The organism is Streptomyces smaragdinus (assembly GCF_009604385.1).
Lineage (GTDB): Bacteria > Actinomycetota > Actinomycetes > Streptomycetales > Streptomycetaceae > Streptomyces > Streptomyces smaragdinus.
This window is the reverse complement of sequence record NZ_WEGJ01000004.1, coordinates 144,473-167,169: the sequence shown is the minus strand read 5'-3', so window position 1 is coordinate 167,169 and position 22,697 is coordinate 144,473. Positions and strand designations below refer to the sequence as shown.

Sequence of the window (22,697 nt, the reverse complement as noted above, 5' to 3'; positions counted from 1 at the left end):
GGGTCAGACCCGGTCGGCCGCGATCAGCAGATACTGGAACGAACCGTCCCGGTACGAGTTGATGAACGCCTCCTCGATGCCCGTGACCAGCGAGGACGTGGCACGCAGCTCCCAGTACGGGAGGGTCGCGGCCGTCAGGTCGACGACCGACTGCGGCACCAGCCGGTTGTCGGCCATCGCGCGCAGATACTCGCGGCGCGAGTGGATGTTGCACTCGAAGTGCGCGTTGATCTGCGACACCCACTTCGACGGCTGCCCGTAGCGCGGGTTCCAGCAGCCCGTGATCGTCACATAGCGGCCGCCCGTCCCCAGGATCCGGGCGTGCTCGGCGAACAGGTCCTGCAGATCCACGTACATGGACGATTCGTTGTTCCACGAGGCCGACGCCTGCCCCGTGTCGAAGGGCATGTCGAGCATGTTGCAGACCCGGGCCCGTACCCGGTCCTCGATCCGCAGCTCACGGGCCCGCCGGTTGGCGAAGTCGGCCTGTTTGGACGACAGGGTGACGCCCTCCACCCGGCAGCCGAACCGCTGGTGGGCCATCACCATCGAACCGCCCCGCCCGCATCCGGCGTCCACGAGCGTGGTGTCGCTCCCGGGACTGCCCAGATGGTCGATGAGGACGTCGGCCTGCGCGGACTCCAGCCTGTGCAACTCGGCGATCAGCCTCTTCTCGTACGCGCTGTCCCCCGAGTCCCCGAGGGCTGCGTGGTCGACGTCACCGATCCCGTAGTGGTGGTGGTAGAGCCCGTCGACGTCGCCGAGGCGCAGGTTCACGGGCCTGGCCTCGTGGTCCCAGTAGCGGGCGATGTCCCCCTGGTAGGGCGACGCCGGGGCCGGGACGAACGCGGTGGCGGGGACGGTGGTGTGCTCGGTGCTGGTCACGCGGGTATCCGTTTCTTGCCGGAAGGGTTCTTACCAGAAATCGGGCAGGGTGTAGCGATAGGTGTTGGTCTGGTGCCAGTAGTGGTTTCCGTCGACCCAGACGGCCACCCCCCGCAGGAAGCGCAGCACGCTCGGCAGGGGAGAGGCGGCGGCCAGCTCGGCGGCCTCGGTCTCAAAGGTGTGCATCAGGTCGTTGTGGACGTCGATCGCCTTCAGATAGGCGTCCCGTTCGCCCAGCCCCTCGCGCCGGGCGATCACCACGGGCAGATTGAGGTGGACGCCGGGGCTCTTGAGCTCCTTGGTGTACGAGTAGAGGTCGTTGACCACGGTGGTCGCGTTGCCGGCCAGGGCGATGACCCGTTGCACGGCCGGCTGGGCGTGCAGGTCCGCTGGCAGTTCGTAGCCGCCGACGGTGTCGGTGATCGTGGGACAGGGGCGGAAGTTGTTGAACTGGCGCATCGCCAGGTACTCCCACACCTCGGGGATGTGCTCCGCCTCCGCCCAGGCGGCCTCCGCGAGGTACCCCATGTGCAGCCGGGCCATGTCGTGCCGGAACCGGTCGGCCTGCGAGGGAGTGGCCTGCCGGACGAAGTAGTCCATCGCCGAGGCGTAGGCGCGCCGCGGCGCGTCCGAGGCGAGCGAGTCGCACCACGCCGGCTGGTACTCCTTCGTCGTGTGCACATGGTCGAGCGCCGTGTGGGCCAGCAGCAGCCGGCTGCCCAGACCGACCGGGGAGCCGCCGTGGTCCTCGCAGTAGCAGTCGTCGACCGTGTTCTCCGCGACCATCAGCCGGGTGGCGACCATCAGATGGTCGATCGTGGGGGCGTCCGGATGGCAGGCGACCATGTACCGGCCGACGGAGAAGCCGTCGAACTGGTCCTCCCACTCCGGCGGGACCGCCCGCACCTCGTCCACCGCCCACTCCCGGATCCGCCGGCCCACCTCCTCCACCCGCACCGGGTCGGGCTCGGGTACGGGGTGGAAGTAGAGCCCCGGCACCGGATCACCGGGCGCGGGCTTCCCGCCCGGCTCCGGTGCCTCCGGCTCGGCGCCGGGGATGCGGGGGATCAGCTGGAGCGCCGCCGTACCGAGGCCGCTGGGGCCGTACAGGATGCGCTCCAGGGACGGGGCGGGGGCGGGCACGGCGGCGTCGGGGACGGGGTCGGGGGCGGACGGGGGGCGTGGCACCGCGGGCGGGCCCGGCAGCGGTCGGGAGACCATCCGTGACTCCTTGGTCCTGGGGGAGGGGCGGTGGGTTCTAGTCGCGGCGGCGGGTGATCTGCACGTTCTCCAGCACGCCGAGCGCGTCGGGCACCAGGACGGCGGCGGAGTAGTACGTGCTGACGAGGTACGAGATGATCGCCTGCTCGTCGATGCCCATGAACCGCACCGACAGCCCCGGCTCGTACTCCTCCGGCAGCCCGGTCTGACGCAGCCCGACCACGCCCTGGTTCTCCTCGCCGGTGCGCATCGCCAGGATCGAGCTGGTCCCCTCCGGGCTGATCGGGATCTTGTTGCACGGCAGGATCGGCACCCCGCGCCAGGCCGGCACCTGCTGTCCGCCGAGATCGACGTGGGTGGGGTAGAGCCCGGCCGCGTTGAACCCGCGGCCGATCGCCGCGATCGTGCGGGGATGGGCGAGGAAGACCCGGGTCCCGCGGCGGCGGCAGAGCAGCTCGTCGAGGTCGTCGGGGGTGGGCGCACCGGAGTGGGGCTGGAGGCGCTGCTTGAAGTCCACGTTGTGGAGCAGCCCGAACTCCCGGTTGTTGATCATCTCGTGCTCCTGGCGCTCGCGAAGCGCCTCGACGGTGAGCCTGAGCTGTTCCTCGGTCTGGTTCATCGGGCCGTTGTAGAGGTCGGCGACCCTGGTGTGGACCCGCAGCACGGTCTGGGCGACGGAGAGCTCGTACTCCCGCGGCGCGAGCGCGTAGTCGACGAAGGTCGTCGCCAGCCCCACCTCGCCGGTGTGCCCCGACGACAGTGCGATCTCGGCCTCGCCGTGCTTGTTCTGCCGCTGGGCGGGGAGCGCCCGGAACCGCTCGACGTGCGCCCGCAGGTCCGGCGCCCCGTCGAGTACGGCGGCGAAGTCGGCCCGGGACAGCACCAGCAGGGTGCCGGCCGTCTCGGCGGTGACCGTGTGGTCCCAGACGGCGCCGTCGTCCAGCAGGGCCGCCTCACCGAAGCGGTCGCCGTCGGCGAGGACCGAGACGCGCACCTCGTCGTCGTACTTGCCGACCGTGGTCCGGTGGATCCGGCCGTGCGCGATCAGATGGATCTGCCCGGCCGGGGTGCCGCGCTCGGCCAGCACCTCTCCGGCGCGGAAGTCGCGCTGCACGCACCGGTCGGCCAGCGCGGTCAGCACGTCGAGATCGTCGAAGCCGCGCAGCAGGGCCAGTTCGCCCAGCTCGCGGGGGACGACCCGGACGGTGGCGCCGTCCTGCACGAACTCGATCCGGCCGTCGCCGACGGTATGGGTCAGCCGGCGGTTCACCCGGTACGTGCCGCCCTTGACCTCGACCCACGGGAGCGTGCGCAGCAGCCAGCGGGAGGTGATCCCCTGCATCTGCGGGACGGTCTTGGTCGTGGTGGCCAGATTGCGGGCGGCGTCCGTGCTCAGGCTGGACGGCGCGGTGGCGTCCGGCTGCGGACTGGTCTCGGTGGTCATCGGACGGGCACTCCTTCGTGGGATGGCGGCGGGCGTACGCGGACGGGGCGGACCCGCGACGGCGAGCGGATCTTCGGGGACCGTAGCGTCCGGTGCGCCCGGCTCACCCCGTAAAACCTGGGTAGTTACCTCGATGCGGTGTTATTGGCCCCCGCGGCGTTTATCCCACGGATGTCGACTGCCGGTACGGCCGGGCTTCCTGGGGTGATCTTCCGGGCCGTATCGTCGGGGGTGTCTCCCGGCACCGGCCGGGGGCGACGCGAACTGGAGGCTGATCGTGCGCTACCGCGAACTGGGACGCAGCGGGATGTCCGTGTCCGAGATCGGCTACGGGGCCTGGGGCATCGGCGAGAGCATGTGGGTGGGCGCCTCGGAGGACGAGTCGGTACGCGCCCTGCACCGCGCCGTCGACCTCGGGGTGAACTTCATCGACACCGCCCGCGGTTACGGCGAGAGCGAGCGGATCGTCGGCCGCGTCGTCCGCGAGCGCGCCGGCGACGGGATCCGGGTGGCGACCAAGGTGCCGCCGAGGAACCGGATGTGGCCGATGCCGGCCGGGGTCGACCCGATGGACGCCTTCCCCGGCTCGCACATCCGCGAGAGCCTGGAGACCAGCCTCGCGGCGAGCGGCCTGGACCACTTCGACGTCGTGCAGTTCCACGTCTGGAGCGACGAGTTCGTGGGGCGCGGCGACTGGCTGGAGACGATCGCCGACCTCAAGCAGGAGGGGAAGATCGGACTGTTCGGGGTGTCGATCAACGACCACGAGCCCGCCAACGCCCTCGCCCTGGTGCGCAGCGGTGCCGTGGACACCGTGCAGGTGATCTACAACATCTTCGACCAGTCCCCGGCCGACGCCCTGTTCCCCGCCTGCCTGGAGCACGGCGTCGGCGTCATCGTCCGGGTGGCGCTGGACGAGGGCGGGCTCACCGGGCGGATCACCGCCGACTCGACGTTCCCCGAGGGCGACTTCCGTAACCGTTACTTCCGCGGGGACCGCAGGGCGCAGGTCGTCGAGCACGTCGACGCCCTCACCGCCGATCTGGGCATCACGCCGGACGAGCTGGCGGAGGAGGCCCTGCGCTTCGTCCTCGCCGCGCCCGCCGTCTCCACGGTGATCCCCGGGATGCGCACCGTGCGCAACGTGGAGCGCAACACGGCCGTGAGCGACGGGCGGCTCCCGGACGCCGGCCGGCTGGCGACGCTGGCGAAGCACCGGTGGGAGCGGAACTTCTACGCCTGAGGGGTGCCCCGTGCGAGCCCGCGCGGGTGTCCGGCAGGTGACGTATCGTCGGTGCGAGTGATCGGTTCCGGTAGGGTCGCCGCACCACGGTGCGAAGGGACTGTTGCCACATGCACGGACTGCGGGCCCACATAGGCTCCTTCACCTCCGCCGGCGGGCGGGGCGTCGTCACCGCCGCCGTCGGGCCCGGCACGGGGGCGCTGACCGCGCTGCAGGCCACCGACGCGGTCGCCGACCCCTCGTTCCTCACGGTGGACCCGGTGCGCGGGCTGCTCTACGCGGTGTCCGAGACCGACCCCGGCGCCGCGGCCGCCTTCCGGCTCACGGACGAGGGCGTCGAGCCCGCGGGCCCGGCCGTCCCCGTGGCGGGCGTGCATCCCACCCACCTCGCGCTGGCGGCCGGGCACCTGGTCACCGCCAACTACGGCTCCGGCAGCGTCAGCACGCTGTCCCTGGGTGCCGACGGCCTGCCCACCGGTGACGTCGCCGTACTGCGGCACGAGGGGAGCGGGCCGGACGCCGGCCGGCAGGAGGGCCCGCACGCGCACTGGGTGGGCGCGGACCCGACGGGCAGATGGCTGCTGAGCGTGGACCTCGGCACGGACTCCGTGCGGGTCTGCCGCGTCACCGGCGACGGGGCCGCCGTCCACGGGGAGACCCCGCTGCGGGCGGGCTCGGGGCCGCGGCATCTGGCGTTCCACCCGCGCGGCCACCGGGCGTACGTGGTCAACGAGCTCGCCCCCACGGTCACCGTCCTCGCCTGGGACGCGGACCGCGGCGAACTGACGCCGCTGGACGAGGTCCGGGCGCTGCCCGAGGACGCGGAGGGCCCCGCGTACGCCTCGGGGATCGTGGCCGCCGCCGACGGCCGCTTCCTGTACACCGCGCTGCGCGGCCACGACAGCGTCAGCGTGCTGGCCCTGGACGACACCGGGAGCGCGCTCACCCTGGAGGCCAATGTGCCGTGCGGCGGCGACTGGCCCCGCGACCTGGCCCTCCACCCGCAGGGGACACATCTGTACGTGGCGAACGAGCGCTCCGGCGACGTCACCTGCTTCGCCCTCGACGAGGCGACGGGCGTCCCGCTCAGGACGGGCGCCCTCCCGGTCCCGGCGGCGTCCTGCGTGGTCTTCGCCTGATCCGGAGCACGCCGACAGGGCCCGCCGCGACTACCGCCGCGGGCCCTGTCCGTATCCGCCTAAGCCTCCGGTCACCGGACCGGAGCCTGCGTCTGCAGGGCCAGCTGCGGGCTCTGGATGCCCAGCACGGCCGCGTACTGCGACAGGACCAGCCGGCCCACCGCCGGATACGCGCCGAGCGGCTGGGCGGCCGTACAGGCGGCCTCCCGCTCCGCGGCGGCCAGCAGGCCCTCGGGCAGCTCGGGTCCGACCACATACGGCGCCAGGGCCAGCTGGGTCGCGCCCGCGCCCCGCAGCTGCTCCGCGACGCGGGCCACGGACCCCACGGTGTCCAGCGCGGCGGCCATCACGGGCACCGCGAGGCGGGCCGAGAGCAGCATGCCGGAGATACCGGCCGACTGCACGGCCTCGTCCCCGCCGGAGGTGGCCAGGATGATGCCGTCCGCGGCCGTCGCCACGGTGAACAGCCGGGCGCGGTCGGCGCGCGACAGACCGGCCTCCGACAGCCGTACGTGCACACCCTCCGCCAGCAGCGGGTGCGGGCCGAGCACGTCGGTCAGCTCGACGGCCGCCTTGCTGGCGGCGATGGCCTGGGTGATCCGCCGGGTCACGGCCGCGTCGGGACCGGCGAGCAGCGGCACCACGACCCCGGAGGGGCCGTCGGGCTGCTCGCCGCCGGCGCGGGCGGCACGGTCGGCGGCGACCTGGGCGAGCACCTGGGCCAGCGAGGGGAACTCCTCGCTCTGTCCGGCCTCCGCGTCCACGTAGCCGATCCAGGCGTTCAGCCCGGGCAGCTCCGAGCGGGCGATGCTGAGGACCTCCTCCGCGATGCCGCGCACGGAGGCGTCGGGAGTGCCCGGGACGGCGAGAACGAGCGCCGGCGCCCCCTCGGGGGCGACCAGCTGCTCCGGCTTGCGGTGACGTCCCGGCTGCCGGGGACGGGGCATTCGTTGGGGCAGCCCGTGTGCGGGGCCAGTGGCAGAGCTCATGGCGCCGCATGCTAACGGGTCCGGCGGACAGACTGTATGGCCGGGGGTAACTCGAACGGATCCGACCCGGTTTCTCCCTGCCCCGGTCGACTGCGTTCCGTTCTTGATCGTTACGCGATGTGCAGGAGCCCGTGCATCTGCACCGGCAGCCGGAGGGCGTCCCCGGCCAGCGCGCGGGCGATCCGGACGGCGCCCAGGAGGGGGTCGCCGTCGGGGTCGCGGCGCGTCACGTGGGGGAGGCGTGCGCGCAGGGCGTCGTCCAGGGGGCCGAGGAGGGGCGCGCCCATGTTCAGCAGGCCGCCGGTGAAGGACATGGTGCCGTCCTCGGGGCAGACGGCCGCCGCGGCCGTGACGATCTCCCCGGCCGCGTCCCGCAGGATTCCTGCGGCCACCGGGTCCGCGGCGGCGCAGGCGGCGACCTCGGGGGCGAAGGAGGCGAGGACGGCGGGCCGGTCGGCGCGCGGGTACAGCCTGCCGGGGAGCTCCGCGGCGGGGCCGAGGACGGCCTCCAGCCGGGCCAGGAGGGGGGCGGAGCCGCCGTCCCGGCCGTCGTGGCACCGCAGGGCGGCCTCCAGGCCCGCACGGCCGATCCACGCCCCGCCGCCGCAGTCGCCCAGCAGGTGGCCCCAGCCGTCCGCGCGGCGCCAGCCGTGGGCGTCCAGGGCGGTGCCCAGGGCGATCATGCCGGTGCCGGCCGCGACCACGGCGCCGCGGCGCTGGCCCAGGGCCCCGGCGTACGCGGTGACGGCGTCGGCGGCCAGCGCCAGCCGGGTCACGCCGAAGGCGCCGGCGAGGGCGGCGGGGAGCCGCTCGCGCAGCTCGCCGCCGAGGGTCGCCATCCCGGCGGCGCCGACGCACGCGGTGTCCACCCGGTCGGCGCCGGCCTCCCCGAGGAGCTTCCCGGCGGCGGGGACGATCCGCTCGAGCAGGCTCGCGGCGTCGATGCCGCGAGCCCCCGTGACGGCGGGGTCGGCCACCGCCAGCGTGGCGAGCGGCGCGTCGCCGTCCACCGCGGCGACGGCCACCCGTACCCCGGACCCGCCCGAATCGACACCGAGCACGAACCGCCCGCGATCATCAGTCATGCGCCGAGGCTATCGCCCGCGAAGATCCCGCCCGGGAGCCGCCGCTACGGCAGCCGCCAGTCCACCTCCCCGACCCCCTGCTCCGCCAGCAGCGCGTTGGCGCGGCTGAACGGGCGCGAGCCGAAGAACCCGCTGTCCGCCGAGAACGGCGACGGGTGCGGCGACTCGATCGCCGGCAGCGCCCCCAGCAGCGGCCGCAGATTACGGGCGTTGCGCCCCCAGAGGATGGACACCAGCGGCTTGCCCCGCGCGGCCAGGGCCTTGATCGCCTGGTCGGTGACCTCCTCCCAGCCCTTGCCCTGATGCGCGTTGGCCTTGCCCGGCTGCACGGTGAGCGCCCTGTTGAGCAGCAGCACCCCCTGCTCCGTCCACGGCGTGAGGTCGCCGTTGGACGGCCGCGGCAGCCCCAGGTCGGTGTTCAGCTCCCGGAAGATGTTCTCCAGGCTCGGGGGGAGCCGGCGCACGTCCGGCGCGACGGCGAAGCTGAGACCGATGGGCATCCCGGGGGTGTGGTACGGGTCCTGGCCCACGATCAGGACCCGTACGTCGTCGAAGGGCTGCTGGAACGCGCGCAGCACGTGGGGGCCCGCCGGCAGATACGTACGACCCGCGGCGATCTCCGCGCGGAGGAAGTCGCCCATGGCCGCGATGCGTCCCGCGACGGGCTCGAGAGCCTTGGCCCAGCCCGGCTCGACGATTTCATGCAGTGGTCTTGACATGCCCGAGACCCTAACGGCTCCCACCGACAGATCAGATCACGGCGGCCCGTACGCACAGCACGTCCGGCAGATGCGCGGCCAGCTGCCGCCAGCTGTCGCCGTCGTCGGCGCTGGCGAACAACTCCCCGTTGCGGTTGCCGAAGTACACCCCCGCCGGGTCCGCGTCGTCCACGCACAGCGCGTCACGCAGCACCGTGCCGTAGTGGTCCTCCGCCGGCAGCCCCGCGCTCAGCGCCTCCCAAGAGCCCCCCGCGTCCGCCGTCCGGTAGACCCGGCAGCGCCGTCCGGCGGGCACCCGGTCGGAGTCGGCCTCGATGGGGAACACGTAGGCGCTGTCCCCCCGATGGGGGTGCGCGGCCACCGCGAAGCCGAAGGTCGACGGCAGCCCGGCGCCGATGTCGGTCCACTTGGCCCCGGCGTCGTCGCTGCGGTACACCCCCCAGTGGTTCTGCAGATAGAGCCGGTCCGGGTTCGCCGCGTCCTGCGACACCTTGTGCACGCACTGGCCGAACTCCGGGTACTGGCTGCCCTCCGGCAGGAACACCGCCTGCACCCCGGAGTTGGACGGCGCCCAGCTCTCCCCGCCGTCCAGCGTGCGGAACACCCCGGCCGTCGACACGGCGACGGTGACCGCCGCGGCGTCGCGCGGATGCGTCACCACGGTGTGCACGGCGAGCCCGCCGCCGCCGGGCACCCACTGCTCCCGCGTGGGGTGCTCCCACAGCGGCCGGACGAGCTCGAAGCTCTCCCCGCGGTCCTCGGACCGGAACAGCCCGCCCGGCTCCGTACCGGCGTACACCACCCCCGGGGCGGCCGGGCCCGCCGGATGCAGCTGCCAGACCCGCTCCAGCGAGGTGCCCGTGTCCTGCGGGTACTTGACCGCGGGCTCGGCCGGCTCCTGCCAGCTCGCCCCCAGGTCGTCGGACCAGAACACCGACGGCCCCCAGTGCGAGCTGTCGCCGCCGACCAGCAGCCGCGGCGAGCCGCCGCGGGTGTCGATGGCGACGGAGTACACCGCCTGCGCGTTGAAGTGCGGGCCGTCGAACTCCCAGCCGCCGCCCTTGCGCCGGCCGAGGAACAGCCCCTTGCGTGTGCCTGCCGCGAGCAGCACGTCAGACATGGTGATCCACCTCCGAGACGTCGTCGTCCACGTGTCCGACATCCTGCACCCGGCCACTGACATCGCTCCCGAGGCGGGACAAAACCCCAGGTCACCCCGCGCGGCCCGGTGGTGTCACCGCAAGGTGCGCATGCGCGAGATCTCCACGGTCTGGGTCGCCACCACGTCGTTGGCCATCTCCCCGACCAGCACGTTGTTGCCCTCGCTCAGCACGTCGGTGGCCATGGTGATCGCCCCCTCGTGATGCCTGATCATCAGCTTCAGGAAGAGGTCGTCGAACGCCTCCCCCCGCGCGCCGCGCAGCTCGTCCAGCTGGGCGGCCGTGGCCATCCCGGGCATCGCGCCGTGCCCGCTGTGCCCGCCGCCGTGGTGCTCGCCGTCGTTCTGCTTCAGCCAGTCCTCCATGGCCCGGATCTCCGGCTTCTGCGCGGCGGCGATCCGCGAGGCGAGCGTGCCGACCTTGTCGCCGGGGGTGTGCTCGGCGGCGAGGTCCGTCATCACCAGCGCCTGCCGGTGGTGCTGGATCATCATCCGCACGTACAGGTAATCGGCCGCGTTGGGCGTGTCGTTGTGCTGGGCCGCCCTGGCCTCCTCGGGCGTCAGGGACTTGTTGTCCTCGCCGGGCCTGCCCGGCTGGAGCACGGCGGGCCCGTCCGCCTTGCCGTCACCGGAGCCACCGGAGTCACCGGAGCCGCCCGTGCATCCGGTCAGGGCGAGGGCGACCACCGCCGCGAGGGCGGCGAGCGGACGGAGGTACGACACAGGATCCTCCCGAGGAGAGCTGATCAGATATGACGTTCGTAGCACGAAACTGGCCTGAATCGATCGCGATCTTTCATCAACGAGGCGTTCTACCCCTTGAGTTGTGCTTGAAAGACGAAATACTTCAAGAGCTACTCCGCTCAACTGCAGCTGGAGACAAGGGAGGACAACGTGACGTCGTTGCACATACCCCACGTGCGGCGCAGATACCTCGGCGCGGCAGCCGGGGCGATCGGACTGGTCGCCTCACTGTTCGTCGCCGGCCCCGCGGCAGCCGTCCCGGACCCGGGGGCGCCGAAGGCCGATCAGCCGAGCACGTCCGAGCAGGCCGAAGCGAAGGCCGCGATCACGGCGGGCGCGATCCCCGGCGTCGACGAGATCGCGCACAGTGCCAACATCGAGCACGTCGCGCACATCCCGCAGAAGAACATCGTCGGCATCAACTCCGACCTCGCCTTCCAGGGCGACTACGCCTTCGCGGGCAACTACGAGGGCTTCACGGTCTACGACATCAGCAAGCCGGCGAAGCCGAGGATCGTGTCGGAGGTGCTCTGCTCCGGCTCGCAGAACGACATCACCGTCTCCGGTGACCTCCTGTTCCTGTCGACCGACTCCTCGCGCAGCGACGACTCGTGCAGCAGCACGACGCTGCCCGCCACGGAGAAGGACGCCTGGGAGGGCATGAAGATCTTCGACATCAGCGACAAGACGATGCCGCGCTACGTGGCGGCCGTCGAGACCGCCTGCGGCTCGCACACCCACACGCTGGTGCCCGAGCGCGACGACGTCTTCATCTACGTCTCCTCCTACTCCCCGCGGGCGACGTTCCCGGACTGCCAGCCGCCGCACGACGGGATCTCCGTCATCAAGGTGCCGCGCGACGCGCCCGAGACCGCGGCCGTGGTGAACTTCCCCGTGCTCTTCCCCGACGGCGGCAACGCGGGCGGCGGCGGTGTCTCGCAGACGACCGGCTGCCACGACATCACCGTGTTCCAGAAGCTCGACCTCGCCGCTGGCGCGTGCATGGGTGACGGCATCCTGATGGACATCAGCGACCCCGGGCAGCCCACGGTGATCGACCGCGTCCAGGACAACGTGAACTTCGCGTTCTGGCACTCGGCGACGTTCAACGAGCGCGGCACCAAGGTCGTCTTCACCGACGAGCTCGGCGGCGGCGGCGCCGCGACCTGCAACGCGGAGACCGGCTCGACCCGCGGTGCCGACGGCATCTACGACCTCACGGGCAAGGGCAAGGACCGCAAGCTGGTCTTCAGGAGCTACTACAAGATCGACCGCTACCAGGCCGACACCGAGAACTGCGTGGCCCACAACGGCTCGCTGATCCCGGTGGCCGACGGCCGCGACATCATGGTCCAGGCCTGGTACCAGGGCGGTGTGTCCGTCTGGGACTTCACCGACTCGGCCCACCCCGAGGAGATCGCCTTCTTCGAGCGCGGTCCGCTGTCGGACACCGAGCTGGTCATCGGCGGTTCGTGGAGCGCGTACTACTACAACGGCTACATCTACTCGAACGACATCGCGAAGGGCTTCGACGTACTGAAGCTCAACGACTCGCGTACGAACAGCGCGAAGTCCGTGCATCTGGACGAGCTCAACACCCAGACGCAGCCCGACTACCGCTGATCGCCCCGCACCACCGGTTCCCCGTCCCCGGCCCCGCCCGGGGGCGGGGAACCGCTTTCCCGGTCCAGCCCGTAGCGGTCGAAGAGCTCCGCGCGCAGCCGGGCGTACGGCATCGGGGCGCCGGGCAGCAGCAGGGCGAACACGGCGCCCATCAGCTGGGCCCGCAGCATGGGGTAGTCGGCGTCCGGGTCGGGTGAGCCGTGGGCCACGACGGCGGCGCGCAGCAGCCGCTCGAGCACCTGCTGTTCCTCGCACCGGATGAATCCGTCGGACTGCAGAATCCCCGCCATGTGCTGGCGCATCAGCATCCGCTGGTCGAGCGCCAGTCCCAGGATCGCGTCGATGGCCCGGGCCAGCACCTCCCCGCCGTCGGCGGCCCGCGGCTCGCGCTCCATGGCGGCGGCCAGACTGCGGTGCATCAGCCGGTGCACGGCCGACTGGACCAGCTGGCGTTTCCCGGGGAAGTAGTACGAGATCAGCCCGCGCGCGGAACCGGCACGGTCGGCGATGTCGCCCAGGGTCGTCGCTTCGTACCCATGCTCGGCCACGAGCTCGACGGTGGCCTGGAGCAGTCGCTCCCGGGAACGGCGTCGCAACTCTTCGTTGACCGAGGGGCTGCGGGGGGACATGTTTGTCTCCTGCGTTGACTGGCTGGCGGCCAGTATCGCACCTGTCGGTGGACGCCGGGTATGACCTGCCTCGATTTCTGATCCGGCGCAGATCGACTCCCGGTGGCGGGAGCCCGGCCGCGACCGGCTGCCGGTCCCGGGGGCCGGCAGCCGGTGCTCGCCGTGGCCGGCGGGCGGACGGGTCAGGCGGCGCTCTCGTGGAGCCAACCCGAACACCCGTTCATGTTGTACGTTCTGGGGCCGTAATCACCGAGGCAGACCCGGTATTCGACCCAGCCCGACTCCGGAAGGTTCATGTTGATGTCGAGCCTGGTTCCCACTCCGTAGTGGTTCCAGTCCATGACCAGTTCTCCGCTGTTGTCGGACCGGTAGTACATGACCATCGCCGACTTGCCGTCCTCGTTGTTGTCCCAGACGAGCAGATGGTCGCCGTCATGGACGAACGACGCCGACCCGTCGCAGTAGTTCGGCTCATCGGTGCACAGGTCGCCGGCGTGCTGACCGGTGTAGGTGACGGTGTACGTGGAGGCGGAGGCGGGGGAGGCCACCGCGAGGACCGCCAGCATGCCTGCGGCGGCGGCGCCCATGAGCTTGGAGTGCTTCTTCATCCTGGTGTAGTCCTCCGGTCGGCGGTGTCACCACGGCGGCAGGCGAAAGCAACGGCCGCGTGCCGCAGGTGAATGGGGAACGAACGGATGCTAGCGAAAAGATTGATCTTGAGCCAGGGGTGCCCCGAGTGCTCCCAACGGCGTTCCTGTGGGAGCGTATGCGGGGCGGATCGGGGGAAAAGTGGCCTGAACCGGCCTGATGCGCCGAAGAAATCGCTGGTAGTCGCATTGCAGCAGGTCGGAAATGCCGTTACGACTGGCTCACGGCCAGTATACTTTCGAGCCTTGCGGGGACCGGAGTGCCGTCCGGTTCCCCCAGTACTCGGCGGGGTCCGGGCGGCGCGGGGGACCGCCCGGACCCCGCCGGTTCCACCCCGTTGTTCCCGCGGGTCCCGGGAACAACGTCCCTGGCCCACACGTTCGACAGGACGAGGCCCCGTGTTCCCCCGTCGCGGGGCCTTGCCAGACCTCGCCCGTGCGGCCGGGGGCGGGTTAATGTGCGTCCATGGGTGATACAGATGTCTTGCTGGAGCGCTTCCTCTCGGACCTGACGGGCATCGTCGCCGTCGACGCGCTCTGGCTGCACGGCTCGCTCGCCCTCGGGGACTACCGGGAGGGCGTCAGCGACATCGACGCCGTCGCCGTCCTGCGCGAGCCGCTGTCGCGGCAGCAGCGGGACGCCGTGACCGCCCTGCACCGCGGGCTGCAGCGGGAGATTCCGCTGGCGCGGCAGCTGCACTGCAACTACGTGGTGCGCGACGCCTGGGAGGACGTCTCCCGCGAGCATCTCAACTGGTCGTACGACGGTCTGCGGCCCAAGGCGATGAGCCTCGTCTGGCGGCGCGAGCTGCTGGCCGGCGGGCGCGCGCTGTCCGGCCCGGGCCCGGACGGCATCGTGCCGGAGGTGAGCGACGCCGCCCTCGCCGACTACATCCGGGCGGATCTGCGGGACTTCCTGCTGCCTGTCGCGGCCAAGTGGCGGCCCTGGCTGCGGGACATGTGGATCGACTACGGCCCGCTCGTCCTCGCCCGCGCCTCCGTCACGCTCACGGACGGCCGCCTGATCACCAAGGGCGCCGCGCTCACCGTCCTGACGAAGCTGGGCGCGCCCCCGGCGCTGGTCGAGGACATCCGCGCCCGCCGCTACGGCGAACCCGCGCCGCGCGGCGGCCCCGTATGGCGCCTGCGCCGGGCCGGGCTGGCCCGTACGTTCATCCGCGAAACGACCCCGAAGGTCCTCGCCGGCTAGACCGCCGCCACGAGCGGCAGCACCGCCCGCAGCGCGTCCGGGCGCTCCGTCACCGGCAGATGGTCGACAGGCAGATACCGGCAGCCCACCGCGACGGCCCCGCCGTCCCTGGCCCGCTCGTCGCCGACCATCAGCACCTCCCCGGGCGCCAGCCCCAGCCTCTCGCAGGCCAGCCGGAAGATCCGCGGATCGGGCTTCACCAGCCCCACCTCGTACGAGAAGACGTGCGCGTCGAGGTACGGATCCAGCCCCAGCCCCGTGAACACCGGGCGCCAGTCCCAGCCGACGTTGCTCACGACCGCCGTGCGCACCCCGCGGTCACGCAGCGCCGCGAGCACCTCCAGCGCGTCCGGGTAGAGCCGCCAGGCCGCGGGGCGGAACGTCCGGTCGTACAGGGCGTCGTACAGCCCCGGCCACGGCAGGTCCACCTCCCGCGCCAGCGCGGTGAACGCCGCCCGGTGCCCCGCCTCGCTGTCGTCCCTGGCCCGCCACACGGGCGTCAGCCGCTCCGGCACCTCCCGCGGCGGCGTACCCCCGGGCACGGCCCCGGCGGCGTCCAGCCGGTCGCCCCAGACCCGTACCTCCTCGTCGGAGGCGGCGATCCCGCGCTCGTCGAGCACCGCGCGCAGCCGGGCACGGGCGGGTTCGACCCGCAGCAGGGTCCCGGACGCGTCGAAGAGCACACCGTTGATCGCCATGATCGCGACCTTAGGCGCGGCTCTCCCGGCCCCGCAAGGAGCCCTCGTACGAATCGAACGCCACGACGGACCCGCCCACGAGCACCGCCCCCAGCAGCCAGCCGCCCACCACGTCGCTCGGCCAGTGCACCCCCAGATACACCCGCGTGAACCCCACCCCCACCACGGACACCACCGCCACCCCCACCGCGATCCGCCACGTCAGCGGCCCCGCCCCGGACCGCCGCAGCAGCCAGAGCACCAGCCCGCACGTCACGGCCGTGCTCATCGCGTGCCCCGACGGGAACGCGGCGTACGAGGCATGGTCGACCGGATCCGGCCACACGGGCCGCTCCCGCCCGACAGCCGCCTTCACGCCCTGCTGCAGCCCGACCCCGGCCAGCCCGGTCGCCGCCACCCACAGTGCTGCCGGCCGCTCGCCCCGCCACACCAGCCACCCGGCGGCGACGAAAAGGACGGCGCGCATGGTCCACGGGTCCCACACCCAGTCGGTGAGCACCCGCATTGTGTGCGTCGCGCCCGGGGAGGACACCGCCGACTCGTGCAGCGCGTCGTCGACGGAGGCGTCGGCGGAGTCCAGCGGCCCCCAGTCCAGCGCCACCAGCGCCAGCAGCAGCACGAAGCAGCAGAAGAGCACGGCGAGCAGCAGCCGGTTCTGCCGTACGGGGGCGGTGGCGGGGGAGTTCAGGGTCGTCGGTGTGCGCATGGGCCGATCCTGGCCCACACCGGCCCCGGGGCGCTACGCCAGCGCGCTCAGCCCCGGCACGAACGTCACCAGCAGCGGCACCACCGGCACCAGCGCCGCGTACGCCGTCACCCGCAGCCGGCGCTGCCACGGCAGCCGCGGCTGCTGGGCGAGCAGCCGGTCGACACGCGCCGGCACCTCGGCGAGCGGCGGCTGGTGCGGGCCGAAGACCCCGCGCTCCTCGTTCAGCTCGACCAGCGCGGTGGCGATCGTCAGCCGTCCGAACCGCCGCGACGCGACGTCGTCCGCGGCCAGCTCGCACAGCCGGTGCACCTCGTCGCGGAACCCCGCGAACACCGGCACGCCCGGGAAGCCCGAGGCCAGCGCCCCGGCGCAGTACACCAGCCAGTGGTGACGCGCCCGGGAGTGCCCCTGCTCGTGCGCCAGTACGGCGTCCAGCTGGCGCTTCTTCAGCCGGCGCAGCGCACCGGTGGTGATGACCAGCCGCGGTGTGTGCCCGCCGGGCAGCCACGACGCCGAGGGACGTTCGCCCTCCAGGACCACCAGCGGACCGTCGTCCGGCTCCTCGCCGGGCAGCCGCGGGGCGCGCACCCGCAGTTCGGCGCGCTGCCGGCGGCGCTGCCGGCGGGCGGTGAACAGCTCCCGGCCGAACATGACCCCCGTCCAGGCGCCGCCCAGGGCGAGTGCCGCCGCCAGCAGCCCCGCCCAGCGTCCGCCGCTGCCGTACGCGTAGACCGCGATCACGTCGCCGGGCGCGGAGGCGAAGACCGACCGGTGGACGTCGTGCCAGGCGGTCGCCGCGCTCAGCGTCATGGCCAGCACACAGCTCAGCAGCACCGCCGCGACCACGCACTGCCACACCCACAGCGCGACCACCGGCTCGCGGTCGGGCCACGCGGCGCGGCGCAGCAGCCGGGGACCGAGGGCCGCCGCGGCACCGGCCAGCACCAGCAACGCGAACGGAATCAGCATGTGATCAGCCTAAGGAACCGCCCGGCCCGCGGACACGGGCACGAGGGCGAAGTGACGCAGGACTCACATGCCGAGCAGCATGGCGAACATCCCTATCCCCATCGCCACCCGGCACCCCGCGACCAGCTCCCCCCGGCCGCCCTCCCCGCCCCCGGCGACGGCCGTCCCGGCGCCGGTGGCCACCAGCCGGACGCCGGAGCGCAGCGAGTACACCAGGAAGTACGCGAGCAGCCCGCCCGTCACCAGCGGCAGCCCCGCCCCCGTGTGCCCGCCGTGCGGACCGGCCGCCTGCATCGCGAGCGCCATGTAGACCATCGCCAGCGCCCCCACCACATGATGCGGATGCGTGCCGGCGTGCCGCAGGGGGAAGACCGCGCGGACGGCGGCGAGGACGAACACCACCACGAACACGGCGGTCGTCCACGGCCGGGGCGCGAGGGCGGACCCGGGGACCGCCATGGCGGCCATCCCGATCCCCATCAGCGCGTCCTGGCCGGCCGCCCGCCGCCGCCCGGGCGGCGCGCACGCCGTCCGCCGCAGACAGTACGCGCCGACGGCCGCGCACAGCACGACCAGCAGCCAGCCGGTCAGCGGTGATCCGTGCATGAACGCCCCCCTGACGTGAAGCCCCCCGACAGGGACACTTCCCGACATTTTCCCCCGTACGGGGGCGCATGGGTGCAGCGGGGGGCGCTTGCTAGCCTCTGCCCCGTGACCACAGCAGAAGCCGCCCTGCGCACCGCGGGCCCCGACGACGTCTCCGGGCTCGTCGCCCTGATCCAGTCCGCCTACCGCGGCGACGACAGCCGGGCCGGCTGGACCACCGAGGCCGACATCCTCGATGGGCGGCGCACGGACGACGAGGCGGTCCTCGCCGTCGTGACGGACCCGGACAGCCGGATGCTGCTGCTGGAGCAAGGCGGCCGGACGGTCGCGTGCTGCCAGCTGGAACGGCGCGGCGAGCACGCCTACTTCGGGATGTTCGCGGTCAGCCCCCCGCTGCAGGGCGCCGGCCTCGGCAGGACCGTGCTGGCGGGGGCCGAGCGCTTCGCGGCGGCGCACTGGGGCGCGCGCGAGCTGCACATGACGGTGATCTCGGTACGGGAGGACCTGATCGCCTGGTACGAGCGGCGCGGCTACCGGCGTACGGGGGTCATGAGCCCCTTCCCGTACGGCGACGAGCGCTTCGGCGTGCCGCGCCGCCCGGACCTGGAGTTCGAGCTCCTGGTGAAGTCTCTCGGCTGACCGCGCTCAGGCGGTGTAGCGCGCCGACCGCTTGATCTCCGGTACGTCGGTGACGACGCCCTCCAGGCCCAGACCGCGCGAGATCTTCAGCTCCTCCACGGTGTTGACCGTCCAGGCGATCACCTGGAGTCCGTTGGCGTGCGCCTTCTCCACCAGCTCCAGCGTCAGCCGGCGGATGTCGAGCGAGAGCATGAACGCGCCCACGGCCAGGGCCCGTTCGATTACCCCGAGGTCGTAGTGCTCGGCGACCAGCGCCGTGCGTGCCGCCGGCAGCAGCCGGCGGATCTCGGCGAGGGCCTCGTCGTGGAAGGAGATGACGTCGACCCGGCCGAGCAGGTCCCGGCCGGTGATCACCTCGGCGAGCCTGCGGGCGGCCGCCACGTCCTTGATCTCCGCCTGCAGCGGCGCCTTCACCGCCTCCACGACCTCCTCGAAGACGGGCACCCGCTCGCCGAGCCCGGCGTCCAGCCGGCGCAGCTCCTCGAGGGTGAAGTCGGCGATGGGCCCGCTGCCGTCCGTCGTGCGGTCGACGTCCGCGTCGTGCATGACCACCAGGTGGCCGTCCTTGCTGAGGTGCAGATCGAGTTCGATCATGTCCATGGGCTCGCGGTCGGCCCGGACGAAGGAGCGCACCGTGTTCTCCGGCTCGATCCCCATCAACCCGCGGTGCCCGATGGTCAGAAATGACACAGTTGTCTCGCTTCCGTCGGCGGTGGCGGCTCAGCTCGCGGAACGGCACCGAGCCTAGGCCAATACCCGGGGATCGTCTCCGGCCCTGCACGGGCCTGATGGCGGTTCTTGGCCCCGCCGGCCGTCGCTTTGCGTGCTGTCGCGGTCCCGTCGCGTCACCCGAAGGTGGGCGCGTCCCGGATGGGCGACGGACGGCCGGAACCCCTGCGGTTACTGGCCGAAGTGGCTGTCCGACGCGGTATTGACAGGAAGATTGGCGTTGATGTGACCTGATCGCAGCAAAATTTTCACCGCCTCCGCTTGAGTGTGATCGTCGTGCGTGGGTACGGTGTTCGCACAAGAAGTTCTCCTTGGAGGAGTCGGTGATGACGGAAATCCTTGCCCCTGAGCGTGTGGAGGGCGGCGTTTCGCCTGCCGGTCGGGTCGTCGACCATCCCGCCTGGCCCCGCCTGAAGGCCGCCGTCGAGGAGATCCGCCCCTGGCAGTCCAAGGACGGCTCGATCGATCTCGCCGCCGAGGCCTCCCCGGAGCGCGCCGTCGTCGAGGACGCGGTGCTGCGCGTGATCACGGCGGTCCGGGAGCTGGCCCCGCTGCTGCCGCACGACGCCGCCTACTTCGAGGCGCTGGCCGCGGACCTGAGCGCGTGGGCCGAGGGCGGCTTCGGCGTGCCGGACTTCCTGGACTCCCTGATGGCCTTCCAGCCGGCCCAGCACCGCGCCGACGGCATACAGCACCTGGTCGTCTTCCCGATGTACACGCAGAACGGCAACCCGGACCGCAACCTCGAGGCCGTCGTCTTCCGCGTCGTATGGCCCGACTGGCTGGCCGAGCTCGAGGCCACCCGTTACGACAACCCCCTGTTCCTGGGCATCCGCTTCGAGGACTTCACTCCCGGGTACGACACGAACTCCGCCGTCCTGTTCCCCGAGACCGTCGCCGTGCGCGAGGCGCCGGAGCGGTTCAGCTGGGGCGCCATCTTCTGCGACCGCGAGGCCGCCCGCTTCCGCCGGGTCATCGGGGAGACCGTCGAGCTCACCGGACTGCGGCTGCCCGAGGACGCCGACGGCCTGCTCACCGACCAGGAGCGCGCCGAGAAGACGTTCGTGCTCTGGGACATGGTCCACGACCGGGCGCACAGCCACGGCGACCTGCCGTTCGACCCCTTCATGATCAAGCAGCGCCAGCCGTTCTGGATGTACGGGCTGGAGGAGCTGCGCTGCGACCTCACCGCCTTCCACGAGGCCGGCAAGCTCGTCGACGAGGGCGAGACCCGCGGCCGCGACGTGCAGTACGCGGTGCTGATGGACCGCATGTTCCGCTTCCCGGTCACCGGCGACCGCACCCGCAACTACGACGGCCTCGGTGGCCAGCTGCTCTTTGCGTACCTGCACCGGCACGACGCCCTGCGCTGGACGGACAACCGGCTGAGCATCGACTGGGACCGCGCCCGCGAGGTCACCGGCAAGCTCCGGCAGGAGATCGAGACCCTCTACCGGGACGGCATCGACCGCCCCAAGCTGGTGCACTGGTTCAAGGCGCACGAGCTGGTCTCCCGGTACCTCTCGCCGCACCCGGGATCCGTGTGGGCCAAGGGTCCCGACGCGCTGGATCTGTCGCAGCCCCCGCGTAAGCTCGTCGACGAGGTGCTTCCGGACGAGTTTCCGCTCAGCATGTTCTATGAGGCCCTGGCTAAGAAGCTACGCGGTGTAATCGCCTCGACCCGGGGTATCACCGCGACCGAAGAGGAGAAGATCGCCGCGTGAGAGAAGGCGGCGCCGAGGAGGCGATGGGCATGGGGGCCACGACGAATGGCAGCGGCGGTCCGCTGGAGGGCGCTGTGGTGGCGGTCGCGGGAGCGGGTGGACCGGCCGGCGGTGCCGCGCTGCTCGCCCTGGCCGCCGCCGGCGCCACCGTGATCGGCTGCGACCACGACCCGGCCCGGCTGGCCAAGACGGTCGACGCCGCCCGTTTCGCGCACGGCGGCGCGCCCGTCACCGGCGAGATCATCGATCTGCTCGACCTGGACGCCACCCGCGCCTGGGCCGACCGCATCGAGCGTGAGCACGGCAGGATCGACGGACTGGTGCATCTGGTCGGCGGCTGGCGCGGGGCGAAGAGCTTCTCCGACACCGACCTGGGCGACTGGGACCTGCTGCACGATCTGCTGATCCGTACCGTGCAGCACACCTCGCTCGCGTTCGAGAGCGCGCTGGAGCGCAGCTCCGGCAAGGGGCGCTTCGTCCTGGTCAGCGCGGCCGGCTCGGTCAGGCCGACCGGCGGCAACGCCGCCTACGGCGCGGCCAAGGCCGCCGCCGAGGCCTGGACGATCGCCCTGGGCAACGCCTTCAGCAAGGCCGGCGGCGAACAGGGCCCGCAGGCCGCCGCCGTGATCCTGGTCGTCAAGGCCCTCGTGCACGACCAGATGCGTGCCGAGAAGCCGGACAGCCTCTTCCCCGGGTTCACGGACGTGAAGGAACTCGCCGAGGCCATCACCGGGGTCTGGGACCGTCCCGCCCAGGAACTGAACGGAACCCGCCAGTGGCTCACGCCCCAGCATTGACGACCCGGGTGAAGACCGACGCCAAGCGGCGTCACGACACCGGGGTCCGCGGCTTCGCCAGCGACAACTACGCCGGCGTGCACCCGGAGATACTCGCCGCGCTCGCCCTCGCCAACGGCGGCCACCAGGTCTCCTACGGCGAGGACGAGTACACCGACCACATCCAGCAGGTGTTCCGCAGCCACTTCGGCGGCTGTGCCCAGGCCTTCCCCGTGTTCAACGGCACGGGGGCCAACGTCGTCGCCCTGCAGGCCCTCACCGACCGCTGGGGCGCGGTGATCTGCGCCCGGAGCGCGCACATCAACGTCGACGAGGGCGGCGCCCCCGAACGCATGGGCGGGCTGAAGCTCCTCGCGGTCCCCACCGAGGACGGCAAGCTCACCCCGGAGCTGATCGAGCGCGAGGCCTGGGGCTGGGAGGACGAGCACCGGGCGATGCCGCAGGTCGTCTCGATCACCCAGGCCACCGAACTCGGCACGGTCTACACGCCCGACGAGATCAAGGACATCGTCGCCTTCGCCCACGAGCGGGGCATGAAGGTCCATCTCGACGGTGCCCGGATAGCCAACGCCGCCGCGCATCTCGACGTCCCCATGCGGGCGTTCACGAATGTGGCGGGGGTCGACGTGCTGTCCTACGGCGGCACCAAGAACGGGATGATGTTCGGCGAGGCCGTCGTCGTGCTCGACCCCGACGCGGTGCGGGCCATGAAGCATCTGCGCAAGCTGTCGATGCAGCTCGCCTCCAAGATGCGCTTCGTCTCGGTGCAGTTCGAGGCGCTGCTCGCCAAGGACCTGTGGCTGCGCAACGCCCGCCACTCCAACGCCATGGCCGCCCGGCTCGCCGCCGGCGTCCGGGCGGTCGACGGGGTCGACATCCTCCACCCGGTGCAGGCCAACGGCGTCTTCGCCCGGCTGCCGCACGACGTCTCCGTACGGCTGCAGAAGCAGTTCCGCTTCTACTTCTGGGACGAGAGCGACGGCGTCGTGCGCTGGATGTGCTCGTACGACACGACCCCCGACGACGTCGACGCGTTCGTCGAGGCCGTGGCCGAGGAGATGAGCCGGGCCTGAAAGCCCTGCGGGCCGG

Annotated in this window: 23 protein-coding genes; 8 read left to right on the top strand and 15 right to left on the bottom strand. The window is 72.2% G+C overall.

All coding sequences use genetic code 11. The annotated features are described in order from the left end of the window. Window positions 1-3: 3 nt before the first annotated feature. The 3 genes from SRB5_RS09395 to SRB5_RS09385 are packed head-to-tail and all read right to left on the bottom strand — an operon-like array spanning window position 4 to window position 3,550. Entirely contained in the window at window positions 4-885 is an 882-nt protein-coding gene (locus tag SRB5_RS09395) for a geranyl diphosphate 2-C-methyltransferase (protein WP_323377384.1), read from the bottom strand. 30 nt (window positions 886-915) lie between these two features. Beyond that, on the bottom strand, window positions 916-2,106 hold the full coding sequence (locus SRB5_RS09390; protein WP_228389924.1) for a family 2 encapsulin nanocompartment cargo protein terpene cyclase: 1,191 nt from the start codon (window positions 2,104-2,106) through the stop codon (window positions 916-918). 37 nt (window positions 2,107-2,143) lie between these two features. After that, on the bottom strand, window positions 2,144-3,550 hold the full coding sequence (locus SRB5_RS09385; protein WP_153451029.1) for a family 2B encapsulin nanocompartment shell protein: 1,407 nt from the start codon (window positions 3,548-3,550) through the stop codon (window positions 2,144-2,146). Between the two features lie 277 nt (window positions 3,551-3,827). Between SRB5_RS09385 and SRB5_RS09380 the strand changes: the two genes are divergently transcribed. Both SRB5_RS09380 and SRB5_RS09375 read left to right on the top strand, forming a co-directional pair. Beyond that, window positions 3,828-4,793 carry an aldo/keto reductase gene (locus SRB5_RS09380; protein WP_323377382.1) on the top strand — a complete coding sequence of 322 codons (966 nt, stop codon included), beginning with the start codon at window positions 3,828-3,830 and terminating at the stop codon, window positions 4,791-4,793. 110 nt (window positions 4,794-4,903) lie between these two features. After that, on the top strand, window positions 4,904-5,932 hold the full coding sequence (locus SRB5_RS09375; RefSeq protein ID WP_153451028.1) for a lactonase family protein: 1,029 nt from the start codon (window positions 4,904-4,906) through the stop codon (window positions 5,930-5,932). A gap of 71 nt (window positions 5,933-6,003) precedes the next feature. Here the strand turns inward: SRB5_RS09375 and SRB5_RS09370 are convergent, their stop codons facing one another. The 5 genes from SRB5_RS09370 to SRB5_RS09350 form a co-directional block, all read right to left on the bottom strand. Further along, on the bottom strand, window positions 6,004-6,921 hold the full coding sequence (locus SRB5_RS09370; RefSeq protein WP_153451027.1) for a sirohydrochlorin chelatase: 918 nt from the start codon (window positions 6,919-6,921) through the stop codon (window positions 6,004-6,006). 110 nt (window positions 6,922-7,031) lie between these two features. Further along, window positions 7,032-8,006, bottom strand: a complete 975-nt coding sequence (locus tag SRB5_RS09365; protein ID WP_153451026.1) for an N-acetylglucosamine kinase — start codon at window positions 8,004-8,006, stop codon at window positions 7,032-7,034. 44 nt (window positions 8,007-8,050) lie between these two features. After that, window positions 8,051-8,725 carry a uracil-DNA glycosylase gene (locus tag SRB5_RS09360; RefSeq protein ID WP_153451025.1) on the bottom strand — a complete coding sequence of 225 codons (675 nt, stop codon included), beginning with the start codon at window positions 8,723-8,725 and terminating at the stop codon, window positions 8,051-8,053. A gap of 31 nt (window positions 8,726-8,756) precedes the next feature. After that, on the bottom strand, window positions 8,757-9,845 hold the full coding sequence (locus tag SRB5_RS09355) for a WD40/YVTN/BNR-like repeat-containing protein (RefSeq protein WP_153451024.1): 1,089 nt from the start codon (window positions 9,843-9,845) through the stop codon (window positions 8,757-8,759). Window positions 9,846-9,959: 114 nt separating this feature from the next. Beyond that, the gene (locus SRB5_RS09350; protein WP_323377381.1) at window positions 9,960-10,607 is read right to left on the bottom strand and encodes a DUF305 domain-containing protein; all 648 of its coding nucleotides are present in this window, start codon (window positions 10,605-10,607) and stop codon (window positions 9,960-9,962) included. Between the two features lie 171 nt (window positions 10,608-10,778). Between SRB5_RS09350 and SRB5_RS09345 the strand changes: the two genes are divergently transcribed. Further along, window positions 10,779-12,251 carry an LVIVD repeat-containing protein gene (locus SRB5_RS09345; protein WP_323377379.1) on the top strand — a complete coding sequence of 491 codons (1,473 nt, stop codon included), beginning with the start codon at window positions 10,779-10,781 and terminating at the stop codon, window positions 12,249-12,251. On the opposite strand, the gene SRB5_RS09340 is transcribed toward SRB5_RS09345, so the two are convergent. Both SRB5_RS09340 and SRB5_RS09335 read right to left on the bottom strand, forming a co-directional pair. After that, window positions 12,242-12,880: a TetR/AcrR family transcriptional regulator gene (locus SRB5_RS09340; protein ID WP_153451023.1), complete on the bottom strand. Its 639-nt coding sequence runs from the start codon at window positions 12,878-12,880 to the stop codon at window positions 12,242-12,244. The two genes, SRB5_RS09345 and SRB5_RS09340, sit on opposite strands and share 10 nt — an antisense overlap. Window positions 12,881-13,062: 182 nt before the next feature. After that, on the bottom strand, window positions 13,063-13,488 hold the full coding sequence (locus SRB5_RS09335; protein ID WP_153451022.1) for a hypothetical protein: 426 nt from the start codon (window positions 13,486-13,488) through the stop codon (window positions 13,063-13,065). Between the two features lie 505 nt (window positions 13,489-13,993). Here SRB5_RS09335 and SRB5_RS09330 point away from each other — a divergent pair. After that, complete coding sequence (locus tag SRB5_RS09330; protein ID WP_153451021.1) at window positions 13,994-14,737, top strand: nucleotidyltransferase domain-containing protein; 744 nt, start codon at window positions 13,994-13,996, stop codon at window positions 14,735-14,737. Here SRB5_RS09330 and SRB5_RS09325 read toward each other — a convergent pair. The 4 genes from SRB5_RS09325 to SRB5_RS09310 all read right to left on the bottom strand — a co-directional run bounded on the left by SRB5_RS09325 (window position 14,734) and on the right by SRB5_RS09310 (window position 17,719). Further along, window positions 14,734-15,435 (bottom strand): HAD family hydrolase, encoded by a 702-nt coding sequence (locus tag SRB5_RS09325; protein ID WP_153451020.1) that lies wholly within the window; start codon window positions 15,433-15,435, stop codon window positions 14,734-14,736. The two genes, SRB5_RS09330 and SRB5_RS09325, sit on opposite strands and share 4 nt — an antisense overlap. A gap of 10 nt (window positions 15,436-15,445) precedes the next feature. Next, the gene (locus SRB5_RS09320; RefSeq protein ID WP_153451019.1) at window positions 15,446-16,141 is read right to left on the bottom strand and encodes a phosphatase PAP2 family protein; all 696 of its coding nucleotides are present in this window, start codon (window positions 16,139-16,141) and stop codon (window positions 15,446-15,448) included. A gap of 33 nt (window positions 16,142-16,174) precedes the next feature. After that, window positions 16,175-17,113 (bottom strand): M56 family metallopeptidase, encoded by a 939-nt coding sequence (locus SRB5_RS09315; RefSeq protein ID WP_153451018.1) that lies wholly within the window; start codon window positions 17,111-17,113, stop codon window positions 16,175-16,177. Window positions 17,114-17,176: 63 nt separating this feature from the next. Next, complete coding sequence (locus tag SRB5_RS09310) at window positions 17,177-17,719, bottom strand: DUF5134 domain-containing protein (protein ID WP_153451017.1); 543 nt, start codon at window positions 17,717-17,719, stop codon at window positions 17,177-17,179. 105 nt (window positions 17,720-17,824) lie between these two features. Here SRB5_RS09310 and SRB5_RS09305 point away from each other — a divergent pair, with 105 nt between their 5' ends. Beyond that, window positions 17,825-18,358, top strand: a complete 534-nt coding sequence (locus tag SRB5_RS09305; RefSeq protein WP_323377376.1) for a GNAT family N-acetyltransferase — start codon at window positions 17,825-17,827, stop codon at window positions 18,356-18,358. Window positions 18,359-18,364: 6 nt separating this feature from the next. On the opposite strand, the gene SRB5_RS09300 is transcribed toward SRB5_RS09305, so the two are convergent. Further along, window positions 18,365-19,048 carry a glycerophosphodiester phosphodiesterase gene (locus SRB5_RS09300; RefSeq protein WP_323377374.1) on the bottom strand — a complete coding sequence of 228 codons (684 nt, stop codon included), beginning with the start codon at window positions 19,046-19,048 and terminating at the stop codon, window positions 18,365-18,367. Window positions 19,049-19,413: 365 nt separating this feature from the next. Here SRB5_RS09300 and SRB5_RS09295 point away from each other — a divergent pair, with 365 nt between their 5' ends. Genes SRB5_RS09295 through SRB5_RS09285 form a run of 3 tightly spaced genes read left to right on the top strand, consistent with a single transcriptional unit; the run spans window position 19,414 to window position 22,681 of the window. Then, window positions 19,414-20,811: a DUF6421 family protein gene (locus SRB5_RS09295; RefSeq protein ID WP_153451015.1), complete on the top strand. Its 1,398-nt coding sequence runs from the start codon at window positions 19,414-19,416 to the stop codon at window positions 20,809-20,811. Window positions 20,812-20,834: 23 nt separating this feature from the next. Continuing rightward, a complete protein-coding gene (locus SRB5_RS09290; RefSeq protein WP_153451217.1) occupies window positions 20,835-21,608 on the top strand; it encodes an SDR family NAD(P)-dependent oxidoreductase in 774 nt (257 codons plus the stop codon). A gap of 8 nt (window positions 21,609-21,616) precedes the next feature. Next, window positions 21,617-22,681: a threonine aldolase family protein gene (locus tag SRB5_RS09285; RefSeq protein WP_323377662.1), complete on the top strand. Its 1,065-nt coding sequence runs from the start codon at window positions 21,617-21,619 to the stop codon at window positions 22,679-22,681. Window positions 22,682-22,697 lie beyond the last annotated feature (16 nt).

Coding starts and splice junctions, on each gene's coding strand:
- SRB5_RS09370 (WP_153451027.1), bottom strand. CDS start 6,921: ATGAGCTCTGCCACTGGCCCCGCACACGGGCTGCCCCAACGAATGCCC.
- SRB5_RS09310 (WP_153451017.1), bottom strand. CDS start 17,719: ATGCACGGATCACCGCTGACCGGCTGGCTGCTGGTCGTGCTGTGCGCG.
- SRB5_RS09330 (WP_153451021.1), top strand. CDS start 13,994: ATGGGTGATACAGATGTCTTGCTGGAGCGCTTCCTCTCGGACCTGACG.
- SRB5_RS09355 (WP_153451024.1), bottom strand. CDS start 9,845: ATGTCTGACGTGCTGCTCGCGGCAGGCACACGCAAGGGGCTGTTCCTC.
- SRB5_RS09290 (WP_153451217.1), top strand. CDS start 20,835: ATGGGCATGGGGGCCACGACGAATGGCAGCGGCGGTCCGCTGGAGGGC.
- SRB5_RS09340 (WP_153451023.1), bottom strand. CDS start 12,880: ATGTCCCCCCGCAGCCCCTCGGTCAACGAAGAGTTGCGACGCCGTTCC.
- SRB5_RS09360 (WP_153451025.1), bottom strand. CDS start 8,725: ATGTCAAGACCACTGCATGAAATCGTCGAGCCGGGCTGGGCCAAGGCT.
- SRB5_RS09385 (WP_153451029.1), bottom strand. CDS start 3,550: ATGACCACCGAGACCAGTCCGCAGCCGGACGCCACCGCGCCGTCCAGC.
- SRB5_RS09365 (WP_153451026.1), bottom strand. CDS start 8,006: ATGACTGATGATCGCGGGCGGTTCGTGCTCGGTGTCGATTCGGGCGGG.
- SRB5_RS09335 (WP_153451022.1), bottom strand. CDS start 13,488: ATGAAGAAGCACTCCAAGCTCATGGGCGCCGCCGCCGCAGGCATGCTG.
- SRB5_RS09315 (WP_153451018.1), bottom strand. CDS start 17,113: ATGCTGATTCCGTTCGCGTTGCTGGTGCTGGCCGGTGCCGCGGCGGCC.
- SRB5_RS09390 (WP_228389924.1), bottom strand. CDS start 2,106: ATGGTCTCCCGACCGCTGCCGGGCCCGCCCGCGGTGCCACGCCCCCCG.
- SRB5_RS09295 (WP_153451015.1), top strand. CDS start 19,414: ATGACGGAAATCCTTGCCCCTGAGCGTGTGGAGGGCGGCGTTTCGCCT.
- SRB5_RS09325 (WP_153451020.1), bottom strand. CDS start 15,435: ATGGCGATCAACGGTGTGCTCTTCGACGCGTCCGGGACCCTGCTGCGG.
- SRB5_RS09375 (WP_153451028.1), top strand. CDS start 4,904: ATGCACGGACTGCGGGCCCACATAGGCTCCTTCACCTCCGCCGGCGGG.
- SRB5_RS09320 (WP_153451019.1), bottom strand. CDS start 16,141: ATGCGCACACCGACGACCCTGAACTCCCCCGCCACCGCCCCCGTACGG.